Origin of the sequence: Lapidilactobacillus luobeiensis, assembly GCF_024345205.1 — a bacterium.
Classification (GTDB): domain Bacteria; phylum Bacillota; class Bacilli; order Lactobacillales; family Lactobacillaceae; genus Lapidilactobacillus; species Lapidilactobacillus luobeiensis.
The window spans coordinates 78,423-89,417 of the sequence record NZ_BROC01000010.1; the positions used below are offsets into that span (position 1 = coordinate 78,423).

At 47.6% G+C, this 10,995-nt stretch carries 11 protein-coding genes; all 11 read left to right on the forward strand.

The window, feature by feature from the left end; translation table 11 throughout:
• The first annotated feature begins 10 nt into the window (after positions 1–10).
• Complete coding sequence (ftsE, locus tag OCU21_RS05215; RefSeq protein WP_261806410.1) at positions 11–724, forward strand: cell division ATP-binding protein FtsE; 714 nt, start codon at positions 11–13, stop codon at positions 722–724.
• The gene (ftsX, locus tag OCU21_RS05220) at positions 687–1,574 is read left to right on the forward strand and encodes a permease-like cell division protein FtsX (RefSeq protein WP_261806411.1); all 888 of its coding nucleotides are present in this window, start codon (positions 687–689) and stop codon (positions 1,572–1,574) included. Before ftsE ends, ftsX begins: the two co-directional genes overlap by 38 nt.
• Before the next feature lie 446 nt (positions 1,575–2,020).
• Positions 2,021–2,722 carry a response regulator transcription factor gene (locus OCU21_RS05225; RefSeq protein ID WP_261806412.1) on the forward strand — a complete coding sequence of 234 codons (702 nt, stop codon included), beginning with the start codon at positions 2,021–2,023 and terminating at the stop codon, positions 2,720–2,722.
• A complete protein-coding gene (locus OCU21_RS05230; RefSeq protein ID WP_261806413.1) occupies positions 2,712–4,424 on the forward strand; it encodes a sensor histidine kinase in 1,713 nt (570 codons plus the stop codon). Before OCU21_RS05225 ends, OCU21_RS05230 begins: the two co-directional genes overlap by 11 nt.
• A gap of 84 nt (positions 4,425–4,508) precedes the next feature.
• Positions 4,509–5,369 (forward strand): phosphate ABC transporter substrate-binding protein PstS family protein, encoded by an 861-nt coding sequence (locus OCU21_RS05235; RefSeq protein WP_261806414.1) that lies wholly within the window; start codon positions 4,509–4,511, stop codon positions 5,367–5,369.
• Complete coding sequence (gene pstC, locus OCU21_RS05240) at positions 5,369–6,298, forward strand: phosphate ABC transporter permease subunit PstC (RefSeq protein WP_261806415.1); 930 nt, start codon at positions 5,369–5,371, stop codon at positions 6,296–6,298. The genes OCU21_RS05235 and pstC overlap by 1 nt, the downstream gene beginning before the upstream one ends.
• Positions 6,295–7,191, forward strand: coding sequence for a phosphate ABC transporter permease PstA (pstA, locus tag OCU21_RS05245; RefSeq protein WP_261806416.1), 897 nt, complete (start codon positions 6,295–6,297; stop codon positions 7,189–7,191). The genes pstC and pstA overlap by 4 nt, the downstream gene beginning before the upstream one ends.
• Positions 7,192–7,193: 2 nt before the next feature.
• Complete coding sequence (pstB, locus tag OCU21_RS05250; RefSeq protein WP_261806417.1) at positions 7,194–8,003, forward strand: phosphate ABC transporter ATP-binding protein PstB; 810 nt, start codon at positions 7,194–7,196, stop codon at positions 8,001–8,003.
• A gap of 14 nt (positions 8,004–8,017) precedes the next feature.
• Positions 8,018–8,782, forward strand: a complete 765-nt coding sequence (pstB, locus tag OCU21_RS05255; RefSeq protein ID WP_261806418.1) for a phosphate ABC transporter ATP-binding protein PstB — start codon at positions 8,018–8,020, stop codon at positions 8,780–8,782.
• Between the two features lie 43 nt (positions 8,783–8,825).
• Complete coding sequence (phoU, locus tag OCU21_RS05260; protein ID WP_261806419.1) at positions 8,826–9,509, forward strand: phosphate signaling complex protein PhoU; 684 nt, start codon at positions 8,826–8,828, stop codon at positions 9,507–9,509.
• Between the two features lie 538 nt (positions 9,510–10,047).
• Complete coding sequence (locus OCU21_RS05265) at positions 10,048–10,734, forward strand: YoaK family protein (RefSeq protein WP_261806420.1); 687 nt, start codon at positions 10,048–10,050, stop codon at positions 10,732–10,734.
• Positions 10,735–10,995 lie beyond the last annotated feature (261 nt).

Here is a 10,995-nt window from a genome sequence, read left to right on the forward strand (position 1 = left end):
AGGTGACAAAATGCTTAAGCTTTTAAACGTTGAGATGCGCTATCCTAATGGCGTCTCAGCTTTAAAGAATGTAACTTTAACAGTGGAACAAGGCGAATTTGTCTATTTGGTCGGCCATAGTGGCGCGGGGAAATCGACCCTGATCAAATTGCTTTATCGCGAACTGGTGCCCACCAGTGGTTTTATCCAGATCAATAATTTCGATCTGCGGCAAATGAAAGAACATCAAGTTCCCCAATTGCGGCGGACTTTAGGCGTTGTCTTCCAAGATTTCAAACTTTTGCCTAAAATGACGGTCGGTGAAAACATCGGTTATGCCCTACAAGTGATCGGTAAAAGTGACGCCGAGATCAAAGAGGCTGTCGAACAAGTGCTCAATGATGTTGGTCTAGAAAAACAAGCGGATCATTTTCCCAATGAATTATCTGGGGGCCAGCAACAGCGGGTGGCGATCGCGCGGGCGATCGTCAATCGCCCTAAGATCCTGATCGCGGACGAACCGACAGGTAACTTGGATCCCCAAACGACTGAAGGGATCATGGATATTTTGCAACGGATCAATGGTCGGGGAACGACAGTGATCATGGCGACTCATAATCAGCAGATCGTTGATGAATTACCCCATCGTGTGCTAGAGATCTCTGGCGGAAAAATCATTCGTGATGAACAAGGAGGACAATACACACATGAAGTGGATAACAATCAAAAGACACCTGCGCGATAGTCTCCGCAGCTTAAAACGAAATGGCTGGATGGCTTTTGCGGCAATCAGCGGGGTCGCGGTCACGATCCTCCTAGTCGGAATCTCTTTGGCGCTGGTTTTTAATGTGACGAAGCTTTCTCATGACGTTGAAAGTGACGTGCGTGTCCACGTTCTTGTTGAGCCGAAAACAACGACTAAGCAAAAAGCCAAACTAGAAACAGAACTCAACGACCTCAAAGGGGTCACAAAAGTTACTTACTCATCAAAAGCCAATGAACTTAAAAAAGTCGTTAGTCAATATGGCGACTCGTTCAAAATGTTTGGTGGCGATGATAATCCTTTGAATGACGTTTACACGATCAAGGCCACCGATCCTGAAGAAACCATGGCCATCGCTAAGAAAGCAGCTAAATTGGATCATGTCGCCAAAGCCAACTATGGTGGTGATGAGGCCAAAAAACTTTTCCGGACGATGGATAGTGTCCGTAACTGGGGCGTCGGCTTCTCCGTTTTACTCTTGATCGTAGCGATCTTCTTGATCGCCAATACGATTCGGATCACGATTTTATCGCGGCGCAATGAGATCGAGATCATGCGTCTTGTTGGCGCCACGCGCTGGTATATCCGTTGGCCGTTTATTTTAGAAGGCGCCTGGACGGGCTTGCTTGGGGCGATCGTGCCTTTGGTGATCATTGATCTAGGTTATGCCAACGTTTTCCGTGCAGTTGGGCGCCAATTGGCCAGCTCAGGTTATAGTTTGATGACACCAGGTCAATTGATCTGGCCTTTAAATCTAACTTTGGTCGTTGTCGCGATGCTGATCGGTGCTTTCGGGGCAGCCATCTCGATGCGCCGGTTCTTGAAAGTTTAAATCAGAGTGCGGAGAGGTGTGGTTAGACCGTGAGCATTAATTTATCTGATTGACTAAGCTGCGAAGCAGATTGGGCAAGCAGATACTTTAAGGCACAGCGGTCTGCACCACGCAGCACGTTTCAGATCAGAGTGCGCAGCGCAACAGGTTGACTTTGAGCATTAACCTAGTCAGGCTTTTGGAAGCGAGTTTCGCTTCCAGAAGCCTGACGTAGTTAAGCGGAAAAGTCAGTTGCACGCAGCACGTTTCAAAAGAATAACGCATTAAGTTTGACTGGCAAACAAGGCTGATCGATTTTTGATCGGGCTTGTTTTTTAGCAGTCGGGCTCAAGTCACCTTATTGTACTTCGTACTTTTTCGTTGAGAAAATGCTATACTTAATATAGTAGATTAGTTAGAAAGCGCTGACTGGATCAGTGATTTCTTAGGAGAACGTGGGGTTATTTATGGCAAAAATCTTGGTCGTTGATGATGAAGTCGCGATCCAGCAATTGATCAGTTATAATTTGGAGCAGGTCGGCTATCAAGTGCAAACCGCCGGCGATGGGGAAGACGCTTATCGGATCGCGATCGATTCTGACTTTGATTGTATCGTTTTGGATCTGATGTTGCCCAAATTAGACGGGATCGAAGTCACTAAGCGTTTGCGTCAAGCGGAAGTCACGACACCGATCATTATGTTGACGGCGCGTCACGAAGAAGCGGATAAGATCATTGGCCTTGAGCTCGGCGCTGATGATTACATGACCAAACCGTTCAGCCCGCGTGAGCTCGTGGCGCGGATCAAGGCGATCCAGCGGCGCGTCTCTGTGGCGACTACCCCGGCCAAAAGCACTCAGGTCACTTTTGCGACCACGACTTGGCATTGGGCGGATAGCTATGTGACCCGCGCTGGTGAACGGCTCCATCTCACTCGTAAGGAATTCGAATTGTTGACTTATTTGGTCAAGCATCATGGTAAAGTGATCTCCCGCGAACAGATCATGACCAATGTTTGGCAGACGCACGAAGCAATCATGAGTCGGATGGTCGACATGCAGATCAGTCATTTGCGCGATAAAATCGAACCCGATCCAAAACACCCGCAATTTTTATTAACGGTGCGTGGCTTTGGGTATCGTCTGGAGGTAACGACGATTGAAGAATAAACAAAAAGTACGTTGGTTGATCGTGGGTATTTGCGCCTTGATTTTCTATTTGGCGTTTTTCTTGATGGGCAACCATTTTATCCAAAGCACGCAACGCCAACAAGTCCAAGCCTTGGGCCAAGATTATCAAGATTCATTGCTCGGACAGACGAAGACCACAACGAGCAAGCGTTGGCAAAAAAATTATCAAGTTGAAGTGATCGACCTCCCGGCGACTGGGAGCACCGAACTGGCGAAGGTCGCTCGTAATGTTGCCAAGCACAATTTGGTCAACACCGGGGCGCCTTATCTCAAAGTCGAATATCAGCAGCAACGTTATTTGCTTTATTTGATCAGTGATCAGCATTCTAAGCAAAATGAGGCGATGTTGGTCCAGCCCTTAGCGAGTATCGGCCACGATTTCAGGTCACTGTGGTTGATTTTTTCACTCTTGTATTGGGTACTGATCGCGGCTTTTTTCTGGCTGATGTGGCAACACCAAAAGAGTGTCCGGCGTAAGTTAGGTCTATTGAGTCATAATGTTTTGGCGCTGGCTGATCAGAAGGAACCAGAACCGGTTTTGTTCACGGCTGATGATCCTTTTTTCACCTTGGGGAACCAGTTGAAAGACTTGAGTCAAACATCCGAGCAACAATTATTGGCGGCCCAATTACATGAACAAAGCTTTAAATCGCTGATCAATAATTTACCGTTGGGCGTCATGTTACTGGATCGTGATGGGCGTGTCGAAGTGACGAACCGCGCGCTGGCCACGATCTTGAACGTGGCCACTAGAGAGGGCGCGATGGAGACCTATGTCGATTATGTCAAAACTTATGAGCTCAGTCGGATGATCGAGCACGCTTTGCGCCAACCACAAGTCAAACGCCACCAACGTCGTGACATCCAATTGGTCGGCGATGAAGGCCGCTTTGTTGAGGCTGATGTGATCTCTTTAGTTGGGGACGAGGCTGATCTAAATGATATGCGGGTCTTGGTGATGTTATATGACCTGACCGAGATCAAGCAAAATGAACAGATGCAACTGGACTTTGTGGCAAATGCGAGTCATGAATTGCGCACACCGGTAACCGTGATCGCGGGCTATGCTGAGACCTTATTGGCCGGCGCTCAACATGATCCCGTCAAAGCTCAAGAGTTTATTCGGACCATCGCTGAACAAGCACAACATCTGGAGGCCTTGATCCACGACATTTTATTGTTATCGCGGGCAGATCAGGACATGCCGATCAAGTGGCAGACTGTCCATTTGGATCAGGTAACGCAACATACTTTGAAATTATTACAAAAACCGATCCAAGCGCTACAATTAAAAATCAATTTAGATCTGGCCCAGTATCATGGCCCGATTTTGTCCGATGAAGTCAAGTTGGAACAGATCATCAAAAATCTGGTCACTAATGCCGTCCGTTACAATCGCACGCAAGGCGAGATCACGATCGCTTTGGCGACCACACCAACGACGACCACGATCAAGGTTCGTGATACTGGCATTGGGCTAACTACCGAAGATCAAACGCGGATCTTTGAACGTTTTTACCGTGCTGATCATGCTCACAGTGCCAATGAAGAGGGCACTGGTCTAGGGTTGGCGATCGTGGCCAATCTGGTCGATCAGCTCAATGGTCAGGTCACCGTGCAGAGTCAATTAGGCGTGGGCTCGACTTTTACCGTGACCTTACCAGTCAATCATGTCGAATAATTTACCTAAAATTTACATTTAACTTGATTGTCTGTTACATTGGCCTCGTATACTAGTTAGGTAGTTAACTTGGAGGACTTAAACTTGAAGAAAAAATGGCTATACCTGCTGAGTCTGCCAGCCTTGACCCTGTTACTGACAGCCTGCGAATTCAAGCAAACTGGTCAGTCGATCACGGCGGTCGGTTCATCAGCGTTACAACCCCTCGTGGAAGCGGCAGGGGATGAGTTTACCAAAGAGAACGAAGGCGAGTTCATCAATGTTCAAGGTGGTGGCTCAGGGACCGGTTTATCCCAGATCCAGACCGGTTCAGTCGCGATCGGTAATTCAGATCTTTATGCCAGCCAAAAGACGGGGATCGATGCGAGTAAGTTGATCGATCACAAAGTCGCGGTCGTTGGGGTGACGCCGGTGATCAATCCTAAATTGAAGATCACTGACCTGTCGACTTCAGAATTAGCAAAGATCTTTTCCGGAGATATCAGCAATTGGCAACAACTGGGCGGCCCGGATCAGGCGATCGTGGTGATCAACCGCGCGCAGGGTTCTGGGACGCGTGATACGTTTGAGCGTTGGGTCATGAAAGGGCAGACCTCGATGCAAGCTCAGGAACAAGATTCCACGGGGATGGTTCGCCAGATCGTTGCCTCGACGCCCGGGGCGATCAGTTATATGGCCTTTCCTTATGTGGACAAAACGATCAAAACGATCAAAGTCGATGGCGTCAGTCCGACCGCAGCCAATGTGACCACTAATAAGTGGCAGATCTGGTCTTATGAACACATGTATACTAAGGGCGAACCGACCGGCTTGACCAAACGTTTTATGGCTTATGTACTTTCAGATAAAATTCAGCAGAAAGTCGTGGCGGAGATGGGCTATATCCCTGTTAGAGATATGAAAGTGACACGAACGCTGAAGGGAAAGGTGGCGGCAGTCAACTAATGAAAAACGATGAGATTCGTGCGAGTTTATTAAAACGCTCGCGGGCAACGAAAAACGAACGTTTCGGTAAGATCTTGACCGGACTTTGTATTGCGATCATTTTGACCGTCGTGATCGCGATCTTTTACTTCGTCGCGTCTAAAGGGTTAGCGACGTTCTTTAAAGATAAAGTCAATTTATGGAAATTCTTGACGGGGACTGTCTGGAATCCTGGCACCACCGATGCCCAGGGTAACCCCCAAGTCGGGGCGCTCCCGATGATCGTCGGCTCCTTTGGCGTGACCTTCTTAGCCGCGATCGTGGCGACACCTTTTGCGATCGGCGCGGCGGTCTTTATGACCGAGATCTCGCCTAAGGTCGGTAAAAAGATCCTTCAACCAGTGATCGAATTACTGGTTGGGATCCCTTCCGTTGTTTATGGGTTTATCGGCTTATCTGTGGTGGTCCCTTTTGTGCGTCATACCTTTGGCGGGAGTGGTTTTGGGATCTTATCCGGGACCTTCGTCTTGTTCGTCATGATCTTGCCAACAGTAACTTCAATGACCATTGATGCGCTTAATGCGGTGCCGCGAAATTATCGTGAAGCATCTTTAGCGTTAGGCGCGACTCGCTGGCAAACGATCTACAAAGTCGTTTTGCGGGCCTCGACTTCAGGGATCATCACCGCAGTTGTTTTCGGGATGTCCCGTGCTTTTGGTGAAGCCTTGGCGGTGCAGATGGTCATCGGTAACGCCATGCTTTTACCAAGCAATCTGATCTCGCCGGCTTCGACTTTGACCTCAGTCTTGACCATGGGCATGGGCAACTCGGTGATGGGTACGTTGAGTAACAACGCGCTCTGGTCATTGGCCTTATTATTATTGATCATGCCATTGATCTTTAACTTGATCATTCGGCGAATTGCGAAGAAGGGGGCGATGCATCGATGAATCCACGTAAATGGGATAAAGTGGCAACGATCGTGCTTTACTTGATCTCGGGCTTCATTATTGTGGTGCTCGCGTTCTTACTACTTTATATTTTGATCTCAGGATTACCGCACGTCACTTGGAAGTTTATTACCGGTCGTTCCAGTTCATTTGCGGCCGGTGGCGGTATCGGGATCCAATTATTCAACTCGCTCTATCTATTGATCTTGTCGATGCTGATCTCGATCCCCTTATCTTTAGGCGCTGGTATTTATTTATCGGAATACGCTCCTAAAAATTGGTTGACGAATTTGATCCGTAATATGATCGAGATCTTGAGCTCACTACCTTCAGTTGTTGTTGGTTTGTTTGGCTTTTTGGTTTTCTCGATCAATATGAAATTAGGCTTCTCGATCCTTTCTGGCGCTTTGGCGTTGACGGTCTTCAATTTACCGCTTTTGACACGAAAAGTTGAAGACTCACTACAAGCGGTCCATTATACGCAACGTGAAGCTGGCTATGCGCTGGGCTTATCACGCTGGGAAACAGTGACGCATGTGGTCGTGCCAGCAGCATTGCCAGGAATTTTGACCGGGATGATCTTAGGCGCCGGCCGGGTCTTTGGCGAGGCGGCGGCGCTGATCTATACCGCAGGCCAAAGTTCACCGCCATTAGATTTCACCAATTGGAACCCGACTTATATCGCCAGTCCTTTGAACCCATTACGATCCGCAGAAACTTTGGCGGTCCATATTTGGAAGATCAACTCAGAGGGGATCATTCCTGACGCTAGCGCGGTTTCCGCCGGGTCTTCGGCGATCCTGATCTTATTCGTTTTATTATTCAATTTTGCTGCTCGTTATTTTGGTAATAAATTATATCGCCATTTGACAGGCGCTAGGGAGCGAGGTTAAGCATGGAAAAATATGATCGTTCCCAACGTTATTTGAAAAACCTCGAAGATGGGCAACATGAGATCGCGTTGTCCACAGATGATCTACACGTGGCTTATGGCAGCAAAGAGGCCATCCACGGTGTTTCTTTAGCTTTTGAACGGTTCAAGATCACCGCGTTGATCGGCGCTTCTGGTTCAGGCAAGTCAACCTATCTCCGGTCACTGAATCGGATGAATGACAATATTTTCGGAACAAAGGTGACAGGTAAGATCATGTATCGCGGTCTAGATGTCAATAGCAATGATATTGATGTTTATGAAATGCGCAAGCATATCGGCATGGTTTTCCAGCAACCGAATCCTTTCGCAAAGTCGATCTATGACAATATTACCTTCGCGCCTAAACGTCATGGCGAACGGCGCAAAGCTGTGTTGGACGAGATGGTCGAAACGACTTTGAAGCAAGCCGGACTTTGGGAACAAGTCAAAGATGACTTGTATCAAAGTGCCTTGGCGTTATCTGGTGGCCAGCAACAACGGCTTTGTATCGCTCGCGCGATCGCGATGCAACCTGATATTTTATTGCTGGACGAACCGGCCAGCGTTTTGGATCCGATCTCCACGGCGACGGTCGAAGATACTTTGTTACAATTGAAAGAACATTACACGATCATCATCGTGACTCATAATATGCAACAAGCCGGTCGGATCAGCGACTACACTGCCTTTTTCCACTTAGGTGACGCGCTGGAATACGACGAGACCCGGAAGATCTTCACTCGGCCGAAGATCAAGGCGACTGAAGATTACGTTTCCGGACATTTCGGCTAAAAAGGAGTTTGAGCATGGCAGAAGTTAAAAATGTGATCACAGTCCAAGACTTGCATTTGTATTATGGTCAACTAGAAGCTTTGCGCGGCGTCTCGATCGATTTTCGTGAAAATGAGATCACGGCAGTCATTGGTCCTTCTGGTTGTGGTAAATCCAGTCTTCTCAAAACGATCAATCGGTTGAATGATCTGATCCCTAATGTGACGGTCACTGGGACAGTGAAACTCAATGGTCAGGATATTTACGCGCCAAGTATGGACGCCGTTGGTTTACGTAAAGAAGTGGGGATGTTGTTTCAACAACCTAACCCTTTCCCTTTTTCTATTTATGACAATGTGGTCTATGGCCTCCGGATCTCTGGTGAAAAAAATAAGCAGGCCTTAGATGAGGCCGTGGAACGAAGCCTGCAAGCGGCGGCGATCTGGGATGAGGTCAAAGATCGCTTGCATGAGAACGCCATGGGCTTGTCTGGTGGTCAACAACAGCGGATCTGTATCGCCCGTGCTTTAGCGACCCGGCCTAAGGTTTTGTTGATGGACGAACCGACCAGCGCCTTGGATCCGATCTCCAGTAGTGAGATCGAGCGGACCATGTTAGAATTGAAAAAAGATTACAGTATCGTGATCGTGACGCGGAATATGCAACAAGCGTCGCGGCTTTCCGATCGGACCGCCTTTTTCCTGCAGGGCGAGCTGATCGAGTATAGCAATACCCGCGATATTTTCTTACAACCGCAACAAAAGGAAACTGAAGATTATATTTCCGGACGGTTTGGTTGACCCCAGTCAGGACAAATAAAAGATGAATAGTGAGGTAAAGTGAATGTTCAGAAGAAATTTCGAAGATGAATTGAATGACCTCCACGTCCGTTTTTCCGAAATGGGCATGATGGTCAATGAGGCCATCTATAAATCGGTCAATGCGTTTATCAATCATGACAAAACTTTGGCGAAAGAAGTCATTGAGGCGGATGCGCGCATCAATCAGCGCGAAGTTGACTTAGAGAAACGCTCCTTCGAAATGATCGCCTTACAACAGCCCGTCACCGGTGATCTGCGAATGATCGTGACGGTCATGAAAGCTAGTTCTGATTTGGAACGAATGGGTGATCATGCGGTCAGTATCGCTAAGTCGACGATCCGGGTCAAAGGCAATGTCCGTGTTCCGGAGATCGAACAAACCTTAGCGGAAATGGCGACCAAAGTGAAACAAATGGTCGAGGAAGTCTTGGACGCTTACGTGAAAGCTGATATGAAACGAGCACGAGAGATAGCTGCTGAAGATAAAAATATCGATGCTTTTTCCGGCAAGATCTATCAAATGTGCCTGAAACAAATGCAAGCTGATCCAGACACGATCGTTGGTAGCATGGATTATATGTTAGTCGATAGTTATTTGGAACGGATCGGCGATTATGTTACAAATATCTGTGAATGGATCGTTTACCTTGAAACCGGTAAATTGGTGGAGTTGAACGCGAACGCTAAAGAAGATAATATTTTTTAACATCGGCGCTTAGCAAGATCAAACAAAATAATAGTCAGCGTGGTCTCGGTCGATGCGAGAGCACGCTTTTTTTGAAACGTGCTGTGTGCAACTGACTTTTCCGCTTAACTACGTCAGGCTTCCGGAAGCAAAGTCCGCTTCCAAAATCCTAACTAGGTTAATGCTCAAAGTCAAACCGTTGCGCTCCGCACTCTGTTTTGAAACGTGCTCAACCACCCCAGTGCTTTCCGCTTAGCTACGTATCTATTCCGGGAGCTAAGATCAGCTCCCAAAACAGATACTAGGCTAATGCTCGAGCACTGACCGGGGTGGTTGGCACTCTGTTTTTTGAAACGTGCTCACTGACCTAGCTCCTTGCGCTTAACTACGCTAGGGTTCTGGAAGCAAGGAGCACTTCCACGATCCTAGCTAGGTTAATGCTCAGGAGCTGACTAGGTCAGTTCGCACTCTGTTTCTTACGAAAATGGCTGAGATGACTGGTCTTTTTTTCTGAAAATAGTATACTAGTAGGCATAACGTTTGAGGAGGAGACCAATCTTTGTCTAAACAATGCGACCCGATGCACGAACACCTACTGATCGGCTTTTTGCTGACGATGGCTGGCGGCGCGCTGGACGCTTATTCTTATTTAAATCACGGGCAAGTTTTTGCAGGTCTACAAACGGGTAATGTGATTTTGTTGACACTTCACTTGGCTCAAGGACATTTAGACATGATCGGTCGCTATCTCTTTCCATTGTTGGCCTTTTTCATTGGCGTCTTCGCGACGGTTTCGATCGAACATCATTTTGATAAAAATGATCGCTTTCTCTGGCAACATATCGTTTTAGTCGTAGAAATCGTTGGTCTGATCATTGTCGCGCTGGTCGGGCCACATTTGAAAAACATTTGGGTCACTTGTCTGATCTCGATCATCGCCTCGATCCAATATCAAACTTTTCGTAAAGTGCGAGGGCGACCATTTGCCACAACAATGACGACCGGTAATCTGCGAAATACCGCGGTCTTCTTGTGGCTGGCTTTTCTAAAAAGAGAACCAGAGAATCTACGCAAGGCTTTTGAGACCTTGTTGATCGTGATTGCTTTTATGCTTGGTGCGGTGATCAGCGGGTTGTTGACACCGATCTACCACAACGCGACAGTTCTGTTCATTAGTGCCGATCTGGCTTGTGTGCTGGCGATCCTGTTACTCATGCAACGTCATGGGCAAGAGGAAGCGATTTAAATCAGTTTATTTTGGGCGTCCTTGCGAAGGACGTTCTTTTTTGACTTGATTTGAAAGGTGCTGTTTCTGTATTTATTTCTCCGCTTGCGTGCAGGTGCGGTTGGGTTTGGTGGTGACGCAACCGCCTCAGGGCGTTTGTAGTGGCTGGAACGCAGTGGACACTGTTTTGAGCCAATTCAAAGACCGAATTGTCTCAAAATCAGGTCTTTGTCTAAGTGATAAATCACTAAGACAAATCTCACTGCTGAGCCACACGCCCTG

What these genes read in the sequence shown, in the direction of transcription:
- pstC (WP_261806415.1), top strand. Translation starts at nt 5,369, where the DNA reads ATGAAAAACGATGAGATTCGTGCGAGTTTATTAAAACGCTCGCGGGCA.
- ftsE (WP_261806410.1), top strand. Translation starts at nt 11, where the DNA reads ATGCTTAAGCTTTTAAACGTTGAGATGCGCTATCCTAATGGCGTCTCA.
- ftsX (WP_261806411.1), top strand. Translation starts at nt 687, where the DNA reads ATGAAGTGGATAACAATCAAAAGACACCTGCGCGATAGTCTCCGCAGC.
- pstB (WP_261806418.1), top strand. Translation starts at nt 8,018, where the DNA reads ATGGCAGAAGTTAAAAATGTGATCACAGTCCAAGACTTGCATTTGTAT.
- pstA (WP_261806416.1), top strand. Translation starts at nt 6,295, where the DNA reads ATGAATCCACGTAAATGGGATAAAGTGGCAACGATCGTGCTTTACTTG.
- pstB (WP_261806417.1), top strand. Translation starts at nt 7,194, where the DNA reads ATGGAAAAATATGATCGTTCCCAACGTTATTTGAAAAACCTCGAAGAT.
- phoU (WP_261806419.1), top strand. Translation starts at nt 8,826, where the DNA reads ATGTTCAGAAGAAATTTCGAAGATGAATTGAATGACCTCCACGTCCGT.
- OCU21_RS05225 (WP_261806412.1), top strand. Translation starts at nt 2,021, where the DNA reads ATGGCAAAAATCTTGGTCGTTGATGATGAAGTCGCGATCCAGCAATTG.